The following is a 21193-nucleotide window of genomic DNA, read 5'->3' on the forward strand; positions in this document are numbered from 1 at the left end:
GCTGATAATCCGTCCACAAGGTTACAATCAGTACAGCAGGTATTTTCATTTTTTATCCAGGAGACGGACATGTCATACAGTGGCGAACGAGATAACTTTGCACCCCACATGGCGTTGGTGCCAATGGTTATTGAACAGACATCGCGCGGTGAACGTTCATTTGATATCTATTCCCGTCTGCTGAAAGAACGCGTTATTTTCTTGACCGGCCAGGTGGAAGACCATATGGCTAACCTGATCGTAGCGCAGATGCTGTTTCTGGAAGCGGAAAACCCGGAAAAAGACATTTACCTGTATATTAATTCCCCAGGCGGTGTCATTACTGCTGGCATGTCCATCTATGACACCATGCAGTTCATCAAACCGGACGTTAGCACCATCTGTATGGGCCAGGCGGCATCAATGGGTGCTTTCCTGCTGACGGCTGGCGCTAAAGGCAAGCGCTTCTGCCTGCCGAACTCCCGCGTGATGATTCACCAGCCGCTGGGCGGCTACCAGGGTCAGGCGACGGATATTGAAATCCACGCCCGTGAAATCCTGAAAGTAAAAGGGCGCATGAATGAACTTATGGCGCACCACACGGGTCAATCTTTAGAGCAGATCGAGCGTGACACCGAGCGCGATCGCTTCCTCTCCGCATCAGAGGCAGTTGAGTACGGCTTAGTCGACTCCATTTTGACCCATCGTAATTGATGCCCACGGCGCGCGTGTGCCGCTATACTAAGGTAGGGCGGCATTTTGCTTCATTAGAAGCATGCGTCTCAGAATGGCATTTGCGTCGTCATGTGCGGCACAAAGAACTTAAAAAGAGGTTTTGACTCATGACAGATAAACGCAAAGATGGTTCGGGCAAACTGCTGTACTGCTCTTTTTGCGGCAAAAGCCAGCATGAAGTGCGCAAACTGATTGCCGGGCCGTCCGTGTATATCTGCGATGAATGTGTCGATTTATGTAACGACATCATTCGCGAAGAGATTAAAGAAGTTGCTCCGCATCGTGAACGCAGCGCGTTGCCGACACCGCATGAGATCCGTCATCACCTTGATGACTATGTCATCGGTCAGGAACAGGCCAAGAAAGTCCTGGCTGTGGCGGTGTATAACCACTACAAACGTCTCCGTAATGGCGACACCAGCAATGGTGTTGAGCTTGGTAAAAGTAACATTCTGCTGATTGGACCAACGGGTTCCGGTAAAACGTTGCTGGCAGAGACGCTGGCGCGCCTGCTGGATGTTCCGTTCACCATGGCGGACGCCACCACGCTGACCGAAGCCGGTTACGTGGGTGAAGACGTTGAAAATATCATTCAGAAACTGCTGCAGAAGTGCGATTACGACGTGCAGAAAGCCCAGCGCGGTATCGTTTATATCGATGAGATCGACAAAATCTCGCGTAAATCCGATAACCCGTCCATCACCCGCGATGTGTCCGGTGAAGGGGTTCAGCAGGCTCTGTTGAAACTGATTGAAGGTACCGTGGCTGCGGTTCCGCCGCAGGGTGGCCGTAAACATCCGCAGCAGGAGTTCCTGCAGGTTGATACCTCCAAGATCCTGTTCATCTGTGGTGGTGCGTTTGCCGGTCTGGACAAAGTGATCTCCCACCGTGTAGAAACTGGCTCGGGTATTGGTTTTGGCGCCACGGTGAAAGGAAAATCTGAAAAAGCGAACGAAGGTGAGCTGTTAGCGCAGGTTGAGCCAGAAGATCTGATCAAATTTGGTCTGATCCCTGAGTTCATTGGTCGTCTGCCGGTTGTGGCGACACTGAGCGAGCTGAGCGAAGACGCTCTGATTCAGATCCTGAAAGAGCCGAAAAACGCCCTGACGAAACAGTATCAGGCGTTGTTCAACCTTGAAGGTGTTGACCTGGAGTTCCGTGACGAAGCGCTGGATGCGATTGCCAAGAAAGCCATGGCCCGTAAAACCGGTGCCCGTGGTCTGCGTTCAATCGTTGAAGCCGCGCTGCTCGATACCATGTACGACCTTCCTTCTATGGAAGAGGTCGAGAAAGTGGTTATCGATGAGTCCGTGATTGCAGGCCAAACTAAGCCGCTGCTGATTTATGGCAAACCAGAAGCGCAGCAGGCTTCTGGCGAATAATTCACCAACTCATACAATCAGTTAATCAAAAAGGGGGGATTTTATCCCCCCTTTTATTTTTCCGTATTCATGACGTTGAATGTGTGGGAAACATCCCCATATACTGGTTTACATGTTAATGGTTGGGTGAAGCACAGTCACGCAGCCTGATTACCTGGCGGACACTAAACTAAGAGAGAGCTCTATGAATCCTGAGCGTTCTGAACGCATTGAAATCCCCGTATTGCCGCTGCGCGATGTGGTGGTTTATCCGCACATGGTCATACCCTTATTTGTAGGGCGGGAAAAATCTATCCGTTGCCTTGAAGCCGCCATGGATCATGATAAAAAAATCATGCTGGTTGCGCAGAAAGAAGCATCAACGGATGAGCCGGGTGTAAATGATCTTTTCACCGTCGGGACCGTGGCCTCTATTTTGCAGATGCTGAAGCTGCCTGACGGCACCGTCAAGGTGCTGGTCGAAGGCCTGCAGCGTGCGCGTATTACCACTTTGTCTGATGATGGCGAACACTTCTCTGCTAAGGCAGAGTATCTTGACTCACCGCAGCTTGACGAGCGTGAGCAGGAGGTGCTGGTACGCACCGCCATTAGCCAGTTCGAAGGCTATATCAAGCTGAACAAAAAAATCCCACCAGAAGTGCTGACGTCGCTGAACAGCATCGACGATCCTGCGCGTCTGGCGGATACCATCGCTGCGCACATGCCGCTGAAGCTGGCTGACAAACAGTCCGTGCTGGAGATGTCCGACGTTAATGAACGTCTGGAATATCTGATGGCGATGATGGAGTCCGAGATCGATCTGCTGCAGGTGGAAAAGCGTATTCGCAACCGCGTGAAAAAGCAGATGGAGAAATCTCAGCGTGAGTACTACCTGAATGAGCAGATGAAGGCTATTCAGAAAGAGCTTGGCGAGATGGACGACGCGCCGGACGAAAACGAAGCCCTGAAGCGTAAAATCGACGCCGCGAAAATGCCGAAAGAGGCAAAAGAGAAAGCGGAAGCCGAGCTGCAGAAGCTGAAAATGATGTCTCCAATGTCCGCCGAGGCCACTGTGGTGCGCGGCTACATTGAGTGGATGGTTCAGGTGCCATGGAATACCCGTAGCAAGGTCAAGAAAGATCTGCGCCAGGCGCAAGAAATCCTTGATACCGACCACTATGGCCTCGAACGTGTCAAAGATCGCATCCTTGAATATCTCGCGGTCCAGAGCCGTGTGAATAAAATCAAAGGGCCAATTCTCTGTCTGGTAGGGCCGCCGGGGGTGGGTAAAACCTCTCTGGGCCAGTCCATCGCCCAGGCAACCGGGCGCAAGTATGTGCGAATGGCGCTGGGTGGGGTACGTGATGAAGCGGAAATCCGCGGTCACCGTCGTACCTATATCGGCTCCATGCCAGGCAAACTGATTCAGAAGATGGCAAAAGTGGGGGTGAAAAACCCACTGTTCCTGCTTGATGAGATCGACAAAATGTCTTCGGACATGCGTGGCGATCCGGCGTCCGCTCTGCTGGAAGTGCTTGATCCAGAACAGAACGTGGCCTTCAGCGATCACTACCTGGAAGTGGACTACGACCTGAGCGATGTGATGTTCGTGGCGACCTCCAACTCCATGAACATTCCGGCACCGCTGCTGGATCGTATGGAAGTGATCCGTCTCTCGGGTTATACCGAAGATGAGAAGCTGAATATTGCCAAACGCCACCTGCTGCCGAAGCAGATTGAGCGCAACGCCCTGAAAAAAGGCGAACTGACGGTCGACGATAGCGCCATTATTGGCATCATTCGTTACTATACCCGTGAAGCGGGTGTCCGTAGCCTGGAGCGTGAAATCTCAAAACTGTGCCGTAAAGCGGTCAAACAACTGCTGCTGGATAAAACCGCGAAGCAGATTGAGATTAACGGTGAAAACCTGCATGAGTTTCTTGGCGTTCAGCGCTACGACTACGGTCGCGCGGATAGCGAAAACCGCGTGGGCCAGGTCACCGGTCTGGCGTGGACGGAAGTGGGCGGCGATCTGCTGACCATCGAAACCGCCTGCGTGCCTGGCAAAGGTAAGCTCACTTATACCGGTTCTCTGGGTGAAGTGATGCAGGAATCCATCCAGGCGGCGCTGACCGTGGTGCGCGCGCGCGCGGAAAAACTGGGTATTAATCCGGACTTCTACGAAAAACGCGATATCCACGTTCACGTACCGGAAGGGGCAACGCCGAAAGACGGTCCAAGCGCCGGTATCGCGATGTGTACCGCTCTGGTCTCCTGCCTGACCGGTAACCCGGTACGTGCTGATGTGGCCATGACCGGTGAGATCACTTTGCGTGGCCAGGTTCTGCCGATTGGTGGTTTGAAAGAAAAACTGCTGGCAGCCCACCGCGGTGGTATTAAAACTGTGCTTATTCCTTACGAGAACAAGCGCGATCTGGAAGAAATTCCAGATAACGTTATTGCCGATCTGGATATCCATCCGGTGAAACGCATTGAAGAGGTTCTGACATTAGCACTGCAGAATGAGCCCTCCGGAATGCAGGTTGTAACGGCAAAATAGTGACCTCGCGCAAAGAGCGTCAATAAAAACAAGGCTGGTGAGCCATTTCGGGCTTGCCAGCCTTTTTTTGTATAGCTAATTTAGATTGCTGATTAGGTCAGCCATCAACAACGGGTGTTGTAAGGTTATGGCAGGCCTGATATAACTGCTGCGCGGTCGCGTTGTGAAGGATTCAGGCGCGATATAAATTATAAAGAGAGGAAGAGAAGAGTGAATAAATCTCAACTGATTGACAAAATTGCTGCGGGTGCCGATATCTCTAAAGCTGCGGCTGGACGTGCGTTAGATGCTCTGATTGCTTCTGTTACCGAATCTCTGCAGGCCGGAGACGACGTAGCGCTGGTAGGCTTTGGTACTTTTGCTGTTAAAGAGCGTGCTGCCCGTACTGGCCGCAACCCTCAGACCGGCAAAGAAATCACCATCGCTGCCGCTAAAGTTCCAGGTTTCCGTGCAGGTAAAGCGCTGAAAGACGCAGTAAACTGATTGCTTTTTTGCTTCAGGGAAGTCGACATCTCCAAGGGCGCATCATTTGATGTGCCTTTTTTGTTTGTCCAGGACTGTTTTCTGCGAGTTTCTGCGAGTTGTGGGCTGACAATCGCCCTGTTTTCTTGTCACAATACATTTTTACGCGCTGCGGTCAGGATTTCCGCCAGCGTCAGGTCACCAGTCACCTACAGCGGAGTGTGGTCACACCATGATGGACAACTTACGCACGGCTGCTAACAGTCTCGTGCTCAAGATTATTTTCGGTATCATTATTTTGTCGTTCATTTTGACCGGCGTAAGCGGATATCTGATTGGCGGTAGCGCAAACTATGCCGCAAAAGTGAATGACCAGGAAATTAGCCGTGGGCAGTTTGAGAACGCTTTTGCCAATGAACGTAACCGTATGCAGCAGCAACTGGGCGATCAGTTCTCTGAACTGGCAGCAAACGAAGGTTATATGAAAACGCTGCGTGAGCAGACGCTGAACCGTCTTATCGACGAAGCGCTGCTTGACCAGTACGCCCACAATCTCGGCCTGGGTATCAGTGATGATCAAGTGAAAAAAGTGATTTTCACAACCCCTGCTTTCCAGACCGACGGCAAATTTGATAACACCCGCTACAACGCCATTATTGGCCAGATGGGCATGTCAGCCGACCAATACGCACAAGCGCTTCGCAATCAGCTGACGACGCAGCAGCTAATCAACGCCATCGTGGGTAGCGATTTCATGCTGAAGGGCGAAACCGACGAGCTGGCGGCACTTGTTGCACAACAGCGAATTGTTCGCGAAGCCACTTTCGACGTTAACGCTCTGGCCGCGAAGCAAAAGGTGAGCGAGCAGGAAGTTAACGCTTACTACGAGCAGAACAAAAATAACTTCACCGCACCTGAGCAGTTCCGCATCAGCTACATTAAGCTGGACGCCGCGGCGATGCAGGAAAATGCGTCGGATGCCGATATTCAGTCTTACTACGATCAGCATCAGGATCAGTTCACTCAGCCTCAGCGTAACCGTTACAGCGTGATCCAGACTAAAACGGAAGCAGATGCGAAAGCCGTGCTGGACGAACTGAACAAAGGCGCAGACTTTGCCGCCATTGCCAAAGAAAAATCCACCGACATCATCTCTGCGAAAAACGGCGGCGATATGGGCTGGCTGGAAGAGGGCACCACCCCAGAAGAGCTGAAAAACGCCGGTCTGAAAGAGAAAGGCCAACTTTCAGGGGTGATCAAATCTTCTGTAGGCTTCCTGGTCGCCCGCCTGGACGACATTGAGCCTGCTAAAACGAAACCGCTGACCGAAGTGCGTGATGATATCGCCGCCAAAGTGAAGCAAGAAAAAGCGCTGGATGCCTTCTACGCGCTGCAGCAGAAAGTGAGCGATGCCGCAAGCAACGATAACGAGTCGCTGGCGGGCGCGGAGCAGGCTGCCGGTGCCAAAGCGGTGACCACGGGCTGGTTTGGTCGTAACAATCTGCCAGAAGAGCTGAACTTCAAACCTGTATCAGACGCTATCTTCAACGGTGGCCTGGTGGGTGAGAACGGCACGCCGGGCAGCAACTCCGACATCATCACCGTTGACGGCGATCGTGCCTTCGTTTTACGCGTGGCTGAGCATAAACCAGAGGCGATTAAACCGCTGGCGGAAGTGAAAGATCAGATCACGGCAATAGTTCAGCACAACAAAGCAGAGCAGCAGGCCAAACTGGATGCTGAGAAACTGCTGGTTGAGCTGAAAGCAGGGAAAGGCGACGAGGCGCTGAAGGCGGCTGGTCTGAGCTTCGGTGAAGCCAAAACCCTGAGCCGTACCGGTCAGGATCCTGTTAGCCAGGCAGCCTTTGCGCTGAGCCAGCCGGCGAAAGATAAACCGAGCTTTGGTATTGCAAGCGATATGCAGGGCAACGTGGTTATTCTGGCTCTGGATGAAGTGAAGTCTGGCACCCTGCCGGAAGCGCAGAAAAAGGCGATGGTTCAGGGGATCACCCAGAACAATGCCCAGATCACTTTCGAAGCGCTGATGAGCAACCTGCGCAAAGAAGCCAAAATTAAGCTGGGCGATGTCATAACTCAGCAGCAATAATTTCAGCGTTGCTCGCAAATTTACGCAACGCATCGCAACTCTCAAAGGCCGCTTTCGCGGCCTTTTCCATTTCTGCCATCTGCTGTTTGTTCGTTTGTTAGCGTCCGGCTATCGTGGCCTGGCTGTTAACAAACAAGGAGAAACAGTATGAAACGTGGAATCAAAGCTCTCTGTATTGCCCTGGCTTTCGCCGGTCTATCCACTAGCGTCTCTCTGCAGGCGGCCCCCGTCGCCTCACCGCAGAGTAAGACTGCACCAGCCGCAGCGGCCCCGGCAAAAGCGACGGAGAGTGCAGATGGACAAGTCAGTATCAATAGCGCCCCGGCTGAAGAGCTGGCCCGGATTCTCAATGGCGTTGGTCTGAAGAAGGCGCAGGCGATTGTAAGCTACCGGGAAGAGTACGGCCCCTTCAAAACCGTCGATGACCTGAAGCAGGTACCCGGCATGGGAAGCGCGCTGGTTGAGCGTAATCTGGCGAACCTAAAACTCTGAGTTTTTTCTTGCACGGTGGCAAAAGTTTGCCAGGATAAAGAGGTCATACCAGTTATGACCTCTGATCCTATAAATAGACAATAAAGGCTATTGCGCTATGCAGACTCAAATCAAAGTACGTGGTTTTCATCTGGACGTTTATCAGCACGTTAATAACGCCCGCTATCTCGAATTTCTGGAAGAGGCGCGGTGGGATGGGCTGGAAAACAGCGAAAGCTTTCAGTGGCTAACGGCGCACAACATCGCCTTTGTAGTGGTGAATATTAACATCAATTATCGCCGCCCGGCCGTACTGGGCGATCTACTTACCGTAACCAGTCAGGTGCAGCAACTCAACGGCAAAAGCGGAGTCCTGGGCCAGGTCGTGACGCTGGAGCCCGAAGGGCAAAACGTAGCGGATGCGCTGATTACTTTCGTCTGTATCGATTTGAAGACACAAAAAGCGCTGCCGCTGGAAGGGGAGTTGCGGGAAAAACTGGAAAAGCTGATCAAATAAAGTGGAAACCTGCCGGGTGAGGGATTTCACCCGGCGAGTCCGGAACTACTGCAGCCCGGTTTTCGCTTTCAGCGAAGCCATCACGCCGGCTTTGTTCGCCAGGTACTGATTCAGGCCGTTTGCCCGGAGGTTACAGGCCGCACACTGGCCACAGCCATCTCCCTTAATGCCGTTATAGCAGGTGAGGGTTTCATTGCGCACCATCTCCAGCTTGCCCCAGTGGTCTGCCAGCGCCCAGGTTTCGGCTTTGTCGAGCCACATAAGCGGCGTTTCAAAGCGGATCTCTTTCGCCATGCCCAGGCTCACCGCATGGTTGAGGGCCTTAACAAATTCATCGCGGCAGTCGGGGTAGCCAGAAAAATCGGTTTCACACACGCCGGTAATCACCGCTTCGGCCTGAACCTGATAAGCATAAATCGCGGTCAGGGTCAGAAAGAGAATATTACGCCCCGGGACGAAGGTATTGGGAATGCCACTGGCATCGGGTTCGTAGTCTGGCACCGGGATGCTATCGCGCGTGAGGCTACTGACCGCCAGTTCGTTCAGCAAAGTGACGTCCAGCACCTTGTGCGCACGTGCGCCAAGCTTGATGGCCAGTTCACGGGCGACATCGATTTCAGCGCGGTGGCGTTGACCATAATCGAAGGTGACGCAGTGAACCTCATCATATTGCTGTAGCGCCTGAACCAGGCAGGTAGTGGAATCTTGTCCTCCGCTAAAAACGACGACGGCACGTTTCATATCTCTTCCCAACGTTAACGGTGTAAAACGCAATGGTAACGCGGGCAGGCTGCGGCGACCAGCTTCTTCACGTTCCCGGTGCTGGCAGCCAGGCTTCGGTAAATTCAAACCAGCCGCGCGGGTTGAGTCGAATACCGTTTACGCCCGGCGGCGCGCTTACCTGGTAGTGATAATTGAAGAGAGGGGTCAGCACGGCGCTCTCCATCAGACCCGCGAAGACCGCTTTTAGCGCTGAGTGACGAGCGCTGGCGGCGGGCTGCGCCTGTACTGCATCCAGCGTAGCCAGAAGATGGGAATATTGGGCCGGACTCAGTAATTGCGGCCACAGCACATCGCAGCGTAGCCACTGCTCAAGCGTGTATTCTGGTGCCTCGCCAATAAGCCTGTCGCCCATCATGATGTCGGCCTGGGGCAGTACGCCGCAGCCATCCCAGGTTTTGGCATCGTGAAAGATAATGTGCAACTGACAACCCTGCTGTGCCAGATAGCGCCTGAGCTGCTCTGCCATAGTGTGTAACTCCACGGGCAGGTGGTAGGCGAGGGTCAGCGTTTCTGGTAATGCCGTCTGTTGCGCGTCGGGCCACTCGGGAATGGCCCAGCCCGGCAAGAGCTCGTTTGCCGGTGTAATCAAATTTTCTTCCAGCGGTAACGTATGCAAAAGCGCGGTGTGATGAATGATTTGAATAAGACGACGGGCCTGCAGTTCGCTCAGCCGCGAACTCTGGCGCAAGGTCAGATAACAAAATCCCAGGCTAATGCTGTTGCTCACCAGCCGCAGGCTGGCAAGTTCATCGGGTTCGCCAATCGCGATCTGTACGGGATGGCGACAGCTGGTGCCCAGATCCTGCTCAAAGAGTTGCGGGGTAATCCAGTACTCGATCGCTTTCAGCAGAGGGTGGCTAAGATGGTACTGCTCATGGCTTTCAATTCGCACCAGCTCAGGCCCGAAGATCGCCAGTCGAAACGGACCGCAGCCGATGAGCGGCATGCTGGGGTGGGCCAGCCGACTGCAGTAGCTCGCCAGCCGATGCGCCAGCCAGTAATCGGGCTGATGCAGAATAAAGGTCAGGCATTGAGGATGGGTGACCTCAATGCGCGATACGCTGTTAAACAGCTTACGTAGCGCGGGCAGGGCAAGCAGCAGCGCCAGGCGGTTTTGCAGTTGCGCGGTCTCGACCTTATCGCCGTTATGCCAGTGCAGGGTTGAGCGGATGTAAAAATGCCAGCGCAGGCCATCGGGGGCGATCTCCCAGTGGTGTGCCAGATCGCCAACCGGCTCGCTGCTCGTGTCGTCAAACCGGGTGATACCGGAAAAGATCTGTCCCACCAGATGCTGCTCTGCACGCCCCGGTAAAAAGCCCGGCTGCAGCGGCTCCAGTGGGCGGTAGTAAGGGATACGCAGCGTTGGGGTATCGTTCTGCCACTGACCGCCCATAAAGGGCTGCAGCAGTGTGTGTAGATCCTGCGGCGCCAGCTGCGCCAATTCCAGAGCCGTCTGTTGATGACCACGTTGAAGCGCCTCTTCCATCATCGCGTTGCGTAACGCGTCGGGGGTAACATGGAACAGCAGATCGCCGCGTTTACCGCGCCCTGGCCGTGCCGTCCAGCTCAACCAGCCCGCCTCCTGCGCCTGTCGCAATAGCGTACGCACATGCCTTTCACTGCAAAAACAGCGGCCGGCCAGCTCAGCCACGCTCACTTGCTGCGGCGCCCCGGCTGAAGGCTGCCAGAGCCGTTGATACTGATTAAGACGGTTAAGAAGGCGCATAGAAAACCCGGAACAATATTATTTAACTATTCAGTATTACTTCCGTATATCTCAGGTGATACTGATCCACAAGTTAAACGCATCACACTTTCGGGAGTACGCATGGCTCGCCTGGCTGCATTCGATATGGACGGTACGCTATTAATGCCGGATCACCGTTTAGGTGAAAAAACCCTGAGCGCACTTAAGCGCCTGCGTGAGCGTGATATTACTCTTACGTTTGCCACAGGCCGCCACGCGCTGGAGATGCGCCATCTGTTGGGTAAACTTTCGCTGGATGCGTTTCTGATCACCGGCAACGGGACGCGTATTCACTCGCTGGAAGGGGACGAACTCCACCGTCAGGATCTTGATCCGCAGGTGGCGGATATCGTTCTGCATAGCACCTGGGATACCCAGGCCAGTATTCACGTTTTTAATGATGATGGCTGGTTTACCAACAGGGAAATCCCCGAACTGCTGCACGCTCATGCTTACAGCGGTTTTCATTATCAGCTAACTGACCTGCGTCGTCTTCCCGCCTATGCCGTGACGAAGATCTGTTTCTGCGGCGATCATGAGGATCTGTGTCGGTTGCGCATTCAGTTGAACGAGGCGTTGGGCGAGAGGGCGCATCTCACCTTCTCGGCAGAATATTGTCTCGAGGTGCTGCCGGTGGGGTGTAACAAAGGCTCTGCCCTGGCGGTGCTGAGCGATCACCTGGGCTTTACCCTGCAGGAGTGTATGGCGTTTGGCGATGCCATGAATGACCGCGAGATGCTGGGCAGCGTTGGTCGCGGATTGATTATGGGCAATGCGATGCCGCAGCTGATTGCTGAGCTTTCGCACCTCCCGATCATTGGACACTGCCGCAACGAAGCCGTGTCCCACTATTTAACCCATTGGCTGGACACACCAAATCTTCCTTATTCCCCCGAATAGTGAGACCCTTCCAGCAAGCCAGACGTCCGTCTGGCTTTTTTTATTTCACGAGCCGGGCAATCTCTTGCTGCCAGGCTGAAATATCGCCAATGTTCGCGGCAACCCACTCCGCATTATAATAGGTGTCGAGATAGCGCTCGCCGCTGTCACACAGCAGAGTCACTATGGAACCGGTCTGGCCCGCGTCGCGCATCCGGGCTGCCAGCTGTAACGCGCCCCACATGTTGGTGCCGGTTGAGGCACCGACCTTACGCCCCAGCTGAGATTCCAGCCAATGGGCAGTGGCTACGCTGGCGGCGTCCGGCACGCGCAGCATCTCGTCTACCACATCGGGAATAAAGGAAGGCTCGACGCGCGGGCGGCCAATCCCTTCGATTTTACTGCCCACCGGGCTGCGCAGGCTGCTATCCCGGCTCTGCCAGTAATCAAGGAACACGGAGTTTTGCGGGTCCACCACCATCAGGCGGGTGTCATAGCCCTGGCAGCGAATATAGCGACCAATCGTTGCCGAGGTACCGCCGGTACCGGCGCTCATCACGATGTGGGTCGGCACCGGGTTCGGCTCGCACTGCATCTGGCGGAATATACTGTCGGCAATGTTGTTATTACCGCGCCAGTCGGTGGCACGTTCAGCATACGTGAACTGATCCATATAATGGCCGTGCAGCTCGTGGGCCAGCATCTCTGAGGCCGCATAGATTTCACAGGCGCTCTCAACAAAGTGGCAGCGGCCGCCATAAAATTCGATCTGTTCAATTTTACGCTTTGCGGTACAGGCGGGCATCACGGCGATAAACGGCAGGCCCAGCAGGCGGGCGAAATACGCCTCTGACACGGCGGTAGATCCCGACGAGGACTCAATAATGGGAGTCCCCTCTTTTATCCAGCCGTTACACAAGCCATATAAAAACAGCGAGCGGGCGAGGCGATGCTTCAGGCTGCCGGTCGGATGAGTGCTTTCATCTTTCAGGTAGAGCTGAATTCCGGCAAACCCCGGCAGCGGAAGGCGAATGAGATGGGTATCTGCCGAGCGCTGATAGTCGGCGTTGATTTCGCTGATGGCATGTTTAACCCAGGTGCTATTCATCGTAATTATCCGTTTGTCATTTTGTGCCCAGCATAGCGAAAAGCACAGAAAAAATTGTTGCTATCTGGCCTTTAAAATAGAATGTAAGGAGAAAAATTTTCTCTATGGGGGCGCTATGCTAGATAAAATTGACCGTAAGCTACTCTCATTACTGCAAAGTGACTGCACCCTCTCTTTGCAGGCGCTGGCGGATGCCGTTAATCTGACCACCACGCCCTGCTGGAAGCGCCTTAAACGCCTGGAAGATGAGGGCATTTTGCTGGGCCGCGTAGCGCTGCTTGATCCCGAAAAACTGGGGCTTGGTTTAACCGCCTTTGTGCTGATAAAAACGCAGCACCACAGTAGCGACTGGTATTGCCGGTTCGTGAGCGAGGTGACCGGCATGCCGGAAGTGCTCGGTTTCTGGCGCATGGCGGGGGAGTACGACTACCTGATGCGCGTTCAGGTGGCGGACATGAAACGGTATGATGACTTTTACAAACGGCTGGTCAACAGCGTGCCTGGCCTGTCGGATGTCACCTCCAGCTTCGCCATGGAACAGATTAAATACACCACAGCGTTACCCATTGAATAACCTCCCGGCCTGGCCGGAACAAGACCTTCAGGAAAAGACCGCGTGCGATTATTTGCTCAGTTAAGCTGGTATTTTCGTCGGGAGTGGCAACGCTACCTCGGCGCAGTTGCCCTGCTTATTATCATTGCCATTCTGCAACTTATTCCGCCTAAGGTGGTGGGGTACGTGGTGGATGGCGTTACGGAACAGCATTACACCACCGCACGGGTGTTGATGTGGATCGGCACGCTGGTGCTGACGGCGGTGGTGGTCTATCTGCTGCGCTATGTCTGGCGTGTCCTGTTATTCGGCGCGTCCTACCAATTAGCAGTGGAACTGCGTGAAGATTTTTATCGTCAGCTTAGCCGTCAGCATCCGGAATTCTATCTGCGTCACCGCACCGGGGATCTCATTGCCCGGGCCACTAACGATGTAGACCGCGTGGTATTTGCCGCCGGAGAAGGGGTCTTAACCCTGGTTGACTCGCTGGTGATGGGGTGCGCGGTGTTGATAGTGATGTCGACCCAGATCAGCTGGCAGTTAACGCTGCTGGCTCTGTTGCCGATGCCCGTCATGGCGCTGGCGATCAAACGTTATGGCGATCAACTACATGAGCGCTTTAAGCTGGCGCAGGCAGCCTTCTCCTCGCTGAACGATCGCACCCAGGAAAGCCTGACCAGTATTCGAATGATTAAAGCCTTTGGCCTGGAAGACCGGCAATCGTCGCTCTTCGCTGCCGATGCCGCCGATACGGGCGCAAAAAATATGCGGGTAGCCCGCATCGATGCCCGGTTTGATCCCACTATCTATATCGCTATCGGCATGGCGAACATGCTGGCGATTGGTGGCGGAAGCTGGATGGTGGTTCAGGGCTCGTTAACGCTCGGTCAGCTCACCAGCTTTGCCATGTATCTTGGCCTGATGATCTGGCCGATGCTGGCGCTGGCATGGATGTTCAACATTGTTGAGCGCGGTAGCGCGGCCTATAGCCGTATTCGCGACATGCTCGCCGAGGCCCCGGTGGTAAATGACGGGAGCGAGCCGGTGCCGGAAGGGCGTGGCGAGCTGAAGGTCGCCATCCGTTCGTTCAGCTATCCGCACGCCGAACGGGTCTCCCTTGAGAATGTTCATTTCGCCCTGCGTCCTGGACAGATGCTGGGGATTTGCGGCCCGACCGGCGCAGGCAAGAGTACCCTGCTATCGTTGATTCAGCGCCATTTTGATATCGACCAGGGGGATATTCGTTTTCACGACATTCCCCTGACCCGCCTGCAGCTGGATAGCTGGCGCAGCCGGCTGGCCGTGGTGAGCCAGACGCCGTTCCTCTTCTCCGATACGGTTGCCAGTAATATTGCGCTTGGCTGCCCTGAGGCCACCCAGCAGGAGATTGAACATGTCGCCCGTCTGGCGAGCGTGCATGAAGATATTTTACGTCTGCCGCAGGGCTATGAAACTGAGGTAGGCGAGCGGGGCGTGATGCTCTCTGGCGGCCAAAAACAGCGCATTTCGATTGCCCGTGCCCTGTTGTTAAATGCTGAAATCCTGATTCTGGATGATGCGCTATCGGCCGTAGATGGGCGTACCGAGCATCAGATCCTGCATAACCTGCGTCAGTGGGGCGAAGGCCGCACGGTGATCATCAGCGCCCATCGCCTGTCAGCCCTGACTGAAGCGAGTGAGATCCTGGTGATGCAGCATGGGCATATTGCCCAGCGCGGGCAGCACGAGCTGTTGTCAGAACAACCTGGATGGTATCGCGATATGTATCGCTATCAACAGCTAGAAGCCGCGCTGGATGATGCGCCGGAAGTGAATGAGGAGGCCAGCGATGCGTAGTTTTGGACAGTTGTGGCCTATCCTGAAGCGGCTGCTGGCCTACGGCTCGCCGTGGCGAAAACCGCTGTCGCTGGCGGTGGTGATGCTGTGGATCGCCGCGATCGCTGAAGTGAGCGGGCCACTGCTTATCAGCTATTTTATCGACAACATGGTAGCCAAAAGTTACCTGCCGCTGGGCCTGGTGGCCGGGCTGGGGGTGGCTTACGTCGGTCTGCAGCTGTTAGCTGCCGGTTTGCACTATGCCCAATCGCTGCTCTTTAACCAGGCCGCCGTAGGCGTGGTCCAGCAACTGCGTACCGACGTCATGGATGCTGCGCTGCGCCAGCCGTTGAGCGAGTTTGATACCCAGCCGGTGGGGCAGATTATCTCTCGCGTAACCAATGATACGGAAGTGATCCGCGATCTCTACGTCACCGTGGTCTCCACGGTGCTGCGCAGCGCGGCGCTGATTGGGGCAATGCTGGTGGCGATGTTCAGCCTTGAATGGCGCATGGCGCTGGTGGCGATCGCGATCTTCCCTGCCGTCTTTATTGTCATGATGATCTACCAGCGTTACAGCACGCCTATCGTCCGTCGTGTGCGTGCCTACCTGGCAGACATTAACGACGGCTTTAATGAAGTTATTAATGGTATGAGTGTGATCCAGCAGTTCCGCCAGCAGGCGCGCTTTGGTGAGCGGATGGGGGAAGCGAGCCGTTCACATTATATGGCGCGCATGCAGACCCTGCGGCTGGATGGCTTCCTGCTGCGCCCGTTGCTGAGCCTCTTTTCGGCCCTGATCCTCTGTGGTTTGCTCCTGCAATTTGGTCTGGGGGCCAACGGCACTATTCAGGTGGGGGTTCTCTACGCCTTCATTAGTTATCTTGGGCGTTTAAACGAACCGCTAATCGAACTCACCACGCAGCAATCAATGCTGCAACAGGCGGTTGTCGCGGGCGAGCGGGTGTTTGAACTGATGGACAGGCCGCGTCAGATGTACGGCCAGGACACCCGGGAGCTGCAAAGCGGCGATATCGCCATTGATAATCTCTCTTTTGCGTATCGCGACGATCGTCTGGTATTGCAGGACATCACTCTTCACGTTCCGTCCCGCAGCTTTGTGGCGCTGGTGGGCCATACCGGGAGCGGTAAAAGTACCTTAGCCAGCCTGCTGATGGGCTACTATCCGCTGACGCAGGGGGAGATCCGTCTTGATGGTCGTCCGCTGGCGACTCTGAGCCACAGCACGCTGCGCAAAGGGGTGGCGATGGTGCAACAAGATCCGGTGGTGCTGGCAGACACCTTCTTCGCCAACGTTACGCTGGGGCGTGATTACAGCGAAGAGCAGGTGTGGGCCGTGCTGGAGCAGGTGCAACTGGCTGAACTGGCGCGGGGCTTACATGACGGCATCCATACGCGGCTGGGAGAGCAGGGCAATAATTTGTCGGTGGGCCAAAAACAGCTGTTGGCGCTGGCGCGGGTGTTGATTGAGACGCCGCAGGTGCTGATCCTTGATGAAGCCACCGCAAGTATCGACTCCGGCACCGAGCAGGCTATCCAGCAGGCCCTGGCGGCGGTTCGTGAGCAGACCACGCTGGTGGTGATCGCTCACCGACTCTCCACCATCGTTGAAGCCGATACCATTCTGGTGCTGCACCGCGGACAGGCCGTAGAGCGGGGTACGCACCGGCAACTGCTTGAGGCGAAAGGCCGTTACTGGCAGATGTATCAGCTGCAGCTGGCGGGTGAGGAGCTGGAGGCCAGCACTCGCGAGGAGTCGCTCAGCGCCTGATGCACCAAAAACAGGCAATGCACTAACAGGTAAAACTGCTGGTGCAAAAATGAAACGCACCCTGCACTGTCATGGTGCGTTTTTTTTCGCGCCACTCACTCTCCCGCCTCGTTACGCCTTACCCTTAGCCAATCCCTCCTGATTACGCGGCGTCGGCCAGCAAATTTTCCTCTTTTAAGAATTCTGGCACAGCGCTTGCAATATCTCTTACGTGTTAGCTGAAGCCACTACCGAATTCTGACTGGAGGGGATTTATGAAGCTGGTTACCGTGGTAATCAAACCGTTCAAACTCGAAGACGTTCGCGAAGCGCTGTCTTCCATTGGTATTCAGGGGCTGACTGTCACCGAAGTGAAAGGCTTTGGTCGTCAGAAAGGCCATGCAGAGCTCTACCGCGGGGCGGAATACAGCGTCAACTTCCTGCCAAAGGTAAAAATTGATGTGGCGATTGCCGACGATCAGCTGGAAGAGGTGATAGATATCATCAGCAAAGCGGCCTACACCGGCAAAATTGGCGACGGCAAAATTTTCGTTGCCGAACTGCAACGCGTCATTCGTATTCGTACGGGCGAAGCCGACGAAGCAGCGCTGTAAAACACCGGGCACACAGTGATAGGGATCAAGATAATGAAGAAAACAACTCTTAACGCGGCTCTGGGATCGTTGGCGTTGTTGCCAGGCCTGGCAATGGCTGCGCCGGCGGTCGCCGACAAAGCGGATAACGCTTTTATGATGATTTGCACCGCACTGGTGCTGTTCATGACTATTCCCGGGATTGCGCTGTTCTACGGCGGCCTGATTCGCGGTAAAAACGTCCTCTCTATGCTCACTCAGGTTGCGGTAACTTTTGCGCTGGTCTGCGTGTTATGGGTGGTATACGGCTACTCGCTGGCGTTTGGCGAGGGTAACGCCTTCTTTGGCAGCTTCAACTGGGCGATGCTGAAAAATATCGAACTGACCGCGGTAATGGGCAGCTTCTATCAGTATATCCACGTAGCATTCCAGGGCTCTTTCGCCTGCATCACCGTCGGGTTGATTGTGGGGGCGCTGGCGGAACGTATTCGTTTCTCTGCGGTGCTCATTTTTGTCGTGGTCTGGCTGACGCTCTCTTATGTGCCCGTGGCGCATATGGTTTGGGGTGGTGGTCTGCTGGCTTCTCACGGCGCGCTGGACTTTGCCGGCGGGACGGTGGTGCACATCAACGCCGCCGTTGCGGGTCTGGTTGGGGCGTACCTGATTGGCAAACGCGTTGGTTTTGGCAAAGAAGCCTTTAAACCGCACAACCTGCCGATGGTCTTCACCGGCACCGCGATCCTCTATTTCGGCTGGTTTGGCTTTAACGCCGGTTCAGCAAGCTCAGCAAACGAAATCGCGGCGCTGGCTTTCGTCAACACCGTGGTAGCGACCGCCGGTGCGATTCTCTCCTGGGTATTTGGTGAGTGGGCCGTACGAGGCAAACCCTCTCTGCTGGGCGCCTGTTCCGGTGCCATTGCGGGTCTGGTCGGTATCACCCCCGCCTGTGGTTTCGTTGGCGTCGGCGGCGCGCTGATCATCGGTATCGTCGCGGGTCTGGCGGGTCTGTGGGGCGTAACGGCACTGAAACGTATTCTGCGTGTGGATGACCCTTGCGATGTGTTCGGCGTGCACGGCGTTTGCGGTATCGTCGGCTGCATCATGACCGGTATCTTCGCAGCCACCTCGCTCGGCGGCGTCGGTTACGCAGAAGGTGTAACCATGACTCATCAGGTGCTGGTGCAGCTCGAGAGCATCGCGATTACGGTAGTGTGGTCTGGCGTGGTGGCCTTTATCGGTTACAAGCTGGCTGACATGACCGTGGGTCTGCGCGTACCGGAAGAGCAGGAGCGCGAAGGGCTGGACGTCAACAGCCACGGCGAGAATGCTTACAACGCATAGTCAATAACGAAACGGCAACCCTGGGTTGCCGTTTTGCTTTTATGAGCATCCCCCTGTCTGGGTTAGCCGCGGTTGCGCATGACCCCTTCCTGTACCGTCGATGCCACCAGCACGCCATCCTGCGTATAAAACTCACCCCGCACAAACCCACGCGCGCTGGATGCCGAGGTGCTCTCCACGCTATACAGCAGCCACTCGTTCATATTAAACGGACGGTGGAACCACATAGAGTGATCGATGGTGGCTACCTGCATCCCTTTTTCCAGGAAGCCTACTCCGTGCGGTTGCAGCGCAACAGGCAGGAAGTTGAAATCAGAGGCGTAGCCCAGCAGGTATTGATGCACGCGAAAATCTTCCGGCACCGTACCGTTGGCACGGATCCACACCTGGCGCGCAGGCTCTGCGGTGTGACCTTTCATCGGGTTATGAAATTCCACCGGGCGGATCTCCAGCGGCTTATCGCAAAGAAACTTCTCTTTGACCTGTGGTGGCAACAGATGTGAAAGGTCGCGGGCGATTTCGGTTTCAGAACGGAGATCATCCGGTGCCGGGGCAGGGGGCATGGTTTTCTGATGTTCGTAGCCCGGCTCTGGGGCCTGGAAAGAGGCGGTCATATAAAAGATGGGTTTACCATTTTGCACCGCGGCAACGCGACGGGCACTAAAGCTGTTGCCGTCGCGCAGCACCTCGACGTCATAAACGATAGGTTTTTGACTGTCGCCCGGGCGTAAAAAGTAGCTGTGGAAGGAGTGGACCAGGCGTTCTGCGGGTACGGTCTCTTTAGCCGCATAGAGAGCCTGCCCCACAACCTGACCGCCAAAGACCTGGCGTAAACCCAGATCTTCGCTTTGCCCCCGAAAGAGTCCTTCCTCTATTTTTTCCAGGTTAAGTAATGTCAGCAGATTGTTTAGTGCCTGACTCATAATCGTCCTCAATAAATACGCCGTGGCGAAAGATAGCCAGAGTATAACGCAGAAATACAAGTGGTCCGATGGGTGCAATAGTCTGAATAACGAGGCGAATCCAGGCATAAATAAGTGATGTGTGCCACACTTACTCACGTTAACTTTGTTTAACCACTCTTCTGGCGGTATCGATCCCGCTGGTGCATTGAAGATAAGGAGAACTCAATGAAACTCGTGCACGCGTTAAGTGGTTTAGCGGTAGCGGTTGCTCTGACCGCCTGTGCAGACAAAAGTGCAGACATTCAGACGCCAGCGCCTAATCCAAATACCTCCGGCGTAGCGACACAGCCAACCATTCAGCAGCCATCAGTAACCGGTTCAGTCTGGATCCGTCAGAAAGTGGCGTTACCGCCTGACGCGGTGTTGACCGTCACCCTGTCTGATGCCTCGCTGGCCGACTCCCCGTCAAAAGTTTTGGCACAGAAAGCGGTGCGTACCGAGGGCAAACAGGCGCCATTTAGCTTCGTCCTGCCTTTCAATCCGTCTGATGTGCAGCCCAACGCCCGGATTTTGTTAAGTGCAGCAATCACGGTCGACGATAAGCTGGTGTTTGTCACCGATACGGTGAAACCAGTAATCAACCAGGGCGGTACCAAAGCCGATCTGGTGCTGGTGCCTGTACAGCAAATGGCAGTACCGCTCCAGCAGAGCGGTGGCGCGACGACGACCGTGCCATCAACCTCACCGACGCAGGTTACGCCATCTTCCGCAGTGCCTGCACCAACGCAGTACTAAGACCCTATCCCCTCCCGCCCGGGAGGGGGTTTAGTAAATCCACCGATAGTGCTGCAAATCAATTTCACCCTTTCCCGACACCTGTACCCCTTCAGCCAGCAGTGCCTGACGCTGGCGTTGTAAATCCGGGCCGGTAAGGGAAATTTGCCCGTGGCGGTTAACCACCCGATGCCATGGCAGGGTGCTGCCTTCCGGGATCCGTTTAAGCACGCCGCCAACCTGTCGTGCGGCTCGTGGCGAACCCGCCAGACGTGCCACATCGCCATAGGTGGTAACCGTTCCCTCGGGGATGGAGGCGACAATTTGCCATACCCGCTGCGGGAATCCGTCGTGCTGTTCCATGAATACTCCTGCTGACTGAGCGAAATAACGGAGAATAATAGCGCAATCACGGGCCATGCTGCGCAATAAACCATCATCCGGTCGCGGTTAACTTGCAATTGCGATCCTGTGCAGGGATAATGCGCCAGCGCGTTGGTTATCAACGCTCTCAATGGGGGCTCTGTTGGTTCTCCCGCAACGCTACTCTGTTCACCAGGTCAGGTCCGGAAGGAAGCAGCCAGGGCAGACGACGTGTGTGCCGGGATGTAGCTGGCAGGGCCCCCACCCAATTCCCCCGCCGTAAATTCTCTTTTTCCCCATTCAGGCTACAATAACCCTCTGGCAGATAGCTTGAGTATGGTTATTTATACAGTTAATATTGACGATAAA

The 21193-nt window shown here is 55.0% G+C and carries 19 protein-coding genes and 1 other RNA gene; 15 read left to right on the plus strand and 5 right to left on the minus strand.

The window, feature by feature from the left end:
- The first annotated feature begins 69 nt into the window (after positions 1-69).
- The 7 genes from clpP to WFN75_RS00725 all read left to right on the plus strand — a co-directional run bounded on the left by clpP (position 70) and on the right by WFN75_RS00725 (position 8192).
- Complete coding sequence (gene clpP, locus WFN75_RS00695) at positions 70-693, plus strand: ATP-dependent Clp endopeptidase proteolytic subunit ClpP (protein ID WP_003021624.1); 624 nt, start codon at positions 70-72, stop codon at positions 691-693.
- A gap of 128 nt (positions 694-821) precedes the next feature.
- Positions 822-2096: an ATP-dependent protease ATP-binding subunit ClpX gene (gene clpX / locus WFN75_RS00700; RefSeq protein ID WP_040076904.1), complete on the plus strand. Its 1275-nt coding sequence runs from the start codon at positions 822-824 to the stop codon at positions 2094-2096.
- 184 nt (positions 2097-2280) lie between these two features.
- Entirely contained in the window at positions 2281-4635 is a 2355-nt protein-coding gene (gene lon, locus WFN75_RS00705) for an endopeptidase La (RefSeq protein ID WP_046884454.1), read from the plus strand.
- A gap of 210 nt (positions 4636-4845) precedes the next feature.
- Positions 4846-5118 carry a nucleoid-associated protein HU-beta gene (hupB, locus tag WFN75_RS00710; protein ID WP_002444653.1) on the plus strand — a complete coding sequence of 91 codons (273 nt, stop codon included), beginning with the start codon at positions 4846-4848 and terminating at the stop codon, positions 5116-5118.
- Positions 5119-5329: 211 nt separating this feature from the next.
- Positions 5330-7204: a peptidylprolyl isomerase gene (gene ppiD, locus WFN75_RS00715; protein ID WP_336995439.1), complete on the plus strand. Its 1875-nt coding sequence runs from the start codon at positions 5330-5332 to the stop codon at positions 7202-7204.
- A 147-nt stretch (positions 7205-7351) separates the two neighbouring features.
- A complete protein-coding gene (locus WFN75_RS00720) occupies positions 7352-7696 on the plus strand; it encodes a helix-hairpin-helix domain-containing protein (protein WP_212477020.1) in 345 nt (114 codons plus the stop codon).
- A 97-nt stretch (positions 7697-7793) separates the two neighbouring features.
- Complete coding sequence (locus WFN75_RS00725) at positions 7794-8192, plus strand: YbgC/FadM family acyl-CoA thioesterase (RefSeq protein WP_336995440.1); 399 nt, start codon at positions 7794-7796, stop codon at positions 8190-8192.
- Between the two features lie 45 nt (positions 8193-8237).
- Here WFN75_RS00725 and queC read toward each other — a convergent pair whose 3' ends face one another.
- Together queC and WFN75_RS00735 are read right to left on the minus strand one after the other, a co-directional pair.
- A complete protein-coding gene (gene queC / locus WFN75_RS00730) occupies positions 8238-8933 on the minus strand; it encodes a 7-cyano-7-deazaguanine synthase QueC (protein ID WP_046884451.1) in 696 nt (231 codons plus the stop codon).
- Between the two features lie 67 nt (positions 8934-9000).
- Positions 9001-10701: an SgrR family transcriptional regulator gene (locus WFN75_RS00735; RefSeq protein WP_336995441.1), complete on the minus strand. Its 1701-nt coding sequence runs from the start codon at positions 10699-10701 to the stop codon at positions 9001-9003.
- A gap of 102 nt (positions 10702-10803) precedes the next feature.
- Here WFN75_RS00735 and cof point away from each other — a divergent pair, with 102 nt between their 5' ends.
- Positions 10804-11622: an HMP-PP phosphatase gene (gene cof, locus WFN75_RS00740; protein ID WP_336995442.1), complete on the plus strand. Its 819-nt coding sequence runs from the start codon at positions 10804-10806 to the stop codon at positions 11620-11622.
- Between the two features lie 40 nt (positions 11623-11662).
- Here cof and WFN75_RS00745 read toward each other — a convergent pair whose 3' ends face one another.
- Positions 11663-12709, minus strand: a complete 1047-nt coding sequence (locus tag WFN75_RS00745; RefSeq protein WP_040076895.1) for a PLP-dependent cysteine synthase family protein — start codon at positions 12707-12709, stop codon at positions 11663-11665.
- A gap of 115 nt (positions 12710-12824) precedes the next feature.
- Here WFN75_RS00745 and WFN75_RS00750 point away from each other — a divergent pair, with 115 nt between their 5' ends.
- The 5 genes from WFN75_RS00750 to amtB all read left to right on the plus strand — a co-directional run bounded on the left by WFN75_RS00750 (position 12825) and on the right by amtB (position 18782).
- The gene (locus WFN75_RS00750; RefSeq protein ID WP_040076894.1) at positions 12825-13283 is read left to right on the plus strand and encodes an Lrp/AsnC family transcriptional regulator; all 459 of its coding nucleotides are present in this window, start codon (positions 12825-12827) and stop codon (positions 13281-13283) included.
- Between the two features lie 42 nt (positions 13284-13325).
- On the plus strand, positions 13326-15098 hold the full coding sequence (locus WFN75_RS00755) for a SmdA family multidrug ABC transporter permease/ATP-binding protein (RefSeq protein ID WP_046884448.1): 1773 nt from the start codon (positions 13326-13328) through the stop codon (positions 15096-15098).
- A complete protein-coding gene (locus WFN75_RS00760; protein WP_207293112.1) occupies positions 15091-16869 on the plus strand; it encodes a SmdB family multidrug efflux ABC transporter permease/ATP-binding protein in 1779 nt (592 codons plus the stop codon). The genes WFN75_RS00755 and WFN75_RS00760 overlap by 8 nt, the downstream gene beginning before the upstream one ends.
- A 254-nt stretch (positions 16870-17123) precedes the next feature.
- Positions 17124-17462 carry a P-II family nitrogen regulator gene (gene glnK / locus WFN75_RS00765; protein ID WP_040076890.1) on the plus strand — a complete coding sequence of 113 codons (339 nt, stop codon included), beginning with the start codon at positions 17124-17126 and terminating at the stop codon, positions 17460-17462.
- Between the two features lie 33 nt (positions 17463-17495).
- On the plus strand, positions 17496-18782 hold the full coding sequence (gene amtB, locus WFN75_RS00770) for an ammonium transporter AmtB (protein ID WP_207293113.1): 1287 nt from the start codon (positions 17496-17498) through the stop codon (positions 18780-18782).
- 62 nt (positions 18783-18844) lie between these two features.
- Here amtB and tesB read toward each other — a convergent pair whose 3' ends face one another.
- Entirely contained in the window at positions 18845-19705 is an 861-nt protein-coding gene (gene tesB / locus WFN75_RS00775) for an acyl-CoA thioesterase II (RefSeq protein ID WP_040076888.1), read from the minus strand.
- A 207-nt stretch (positions 19706-19912) separates the two neighbouring features.
- Between tesB and WFN75_RS00780 the strand changes: the two genes are divergently transcribed.
- The gene (locus tag WFN75_RS00780) at positions 19913-20482 is read left to right on the plus strand and encodes a YbaY family lipoprotein (protein WP_046884444.1); all 570 of its coding nucleotides are present in this window, start codon (positions 19913-19915) and stop codon (positions 20480-20482) included.
- Between the two features lie 30 nt (positions 20483-20512).
- On the opposite strand, the gene WFN75_RS00785 is transcribed toward WFN75_RS00780, so the two are convergent.
- On the minus strand, positions 20513-20824 hold the full coding sequence (locus WFN75_RS00785; RefSeq protein WP_336995443.1) for an MGMT family protein: 312 nt from the start codon (positions 20822-20824) through the stop codon (positions 20513-20515).
- 161 nt (positions 20825-20985) lie between these two features.
- On the opposite strand from WFN75_RS00785, the gene ffs reads away from it, so the two are divergent.
- Positions 20986-21082: signal recognition particle sRNA small type (gene ffs / locus WFN75_RS00790), an RNA gene on the plus strand.
- Positions 21083-21193: the final 111 nt, after the last annotated feature.

Origin of the sequence: Leclercia sp. UBA7405 (assembly GCF_037152215.1) — a bacterium.
Classification (GTDB): Bacteria; Pseudomonadota; Gammaproteobacteria; order Enterobacterales; family Enterobacteriaceae; genus Enterobacter; species Enterobacter pneumoniae.

What these genes read in the sequence shown, in the direction of transcription:
- clpP (WP_003021624.1), top strand. Translation starts at nt 70, where the DNA reads ATGTCATACAGTGGCGAACGAGATAACTTTGCACCCCACATGGCGTTG.
- clpX (WP_040076904.1), top strand. Translation starts at nt 822, where the DNA reads ATGACAGATAAACGCAAAGATGGTTCGGGCAAACTGCTGTACTGCTCT.
- lon (WP_046884454.1), top strand. Translation starts at nt 2,281, where the DNA reads ATGAATCCTGAGCGTTCTGAACGCATTGAAATCCCCGTATTGCCGCTG.
- ppiD (WP_336995439.1), top strand. Translation starts at nt 5,330, where the DNA reads ATGATGGACAACTTACGCACGGCTGCTAACAGTCTCGTGCTCAAGATT.
- WFN75_RS00720 (WP_212477020.1), top strand. Translation starts at nt 7,352, where the DNA reads ATGAAACGTGGAATCAAAGCTCTCTGTATTGCCCTGGCTTTCGCCGGT.
- WFN75_RS00725 (WP_336995440.1), top strand. Translation starts at nt 7,794, where the DNA reads ATGCAGACTCAAATCAAAGTACGTGGTTTTCATCTGGACGTTTATCAG.
- queC (WP_046884451.1), bottom strand. Translation starts at nt 8,933, where the DNA reads ATGAAACGTGCCGTCGTCGTTTTTAGCGGAGGACAAGATTCCACTACC.
- WFN75_RS00735 (WP_336995441.1), bottom strand. Translation starts at nt 10,701, where the DNA reads ATGCGCCTTCTTAACCGTCTTAATCAGTATCAACGGCTCTGGCAGCCT.
- cof (WP_336995442.1), top strand. Translation starts at nt 10,804, where the DNA reads ATGGCTCGCCTGGCTGCATTCGATATGGACGGTACGCTATTAATGCCG.
- WFN75_RS00745 (WP_040076895.1), bottom strand. Translation starts at nt 12,709, where the DNA reads ATGAATAGCACCTGGGTTAAACATGCCATCAGCGAAATCAACGCCGAC.
- WFN75_RS00750 (WP_040076894.1), top strand. Translation starts at nt 12,825, where the DNA reads ATGCTAGATAAAATTGACCGTAAGCTACTCTCATTACTGCAAAGTGAC.
- WFN75_RS00760 (WP_207293112.1), top strand. Translation starts at nt 15,091, where the DNA reads ATGCGTAGTTTTGGACAGTTGTGGCCTATCCTGAAGCGGCTGCTGGCC.
- glnK (WP_040076890.1), top strand. Translation starts at nt 17,124, where the DNA reads ATGAAGCTGGTTACCGTGGTAATCAAACCGTTCAAACTCGAAGACGTT.
- amtB (WP_207293113.1), top strand. Translation starts at nt 17,496, where the DNA reads ATGAAGAAAACAACTCTTAACGCGGCTCTGGGATCGTTGGCGTTGTTG.
- tesB (WP_040076888.1), bottom strand. Translation starts at nt 19,705, where the DNA reads ATGAGTCAGGCACTAAACAATCTGCTGACATTACTTAACCTGGAAAAA.
- WFN75_RS00780 (WP_046884444.1), top strand. Translation starts at nt 19,913, where the DNA reads ATGAAACTCGTGCACGCGTTAAGTGGTTTAGCGGTAGCGGTTGCTCTG.
- WFN75_RS00785 (WP_336995443.1), bottom strand. Translation starts at nt 20,824, where the DNA reads ATGGAACAGCACGACGGATTCCCGCAGCGGGTATGGCAAATTGTCGCC.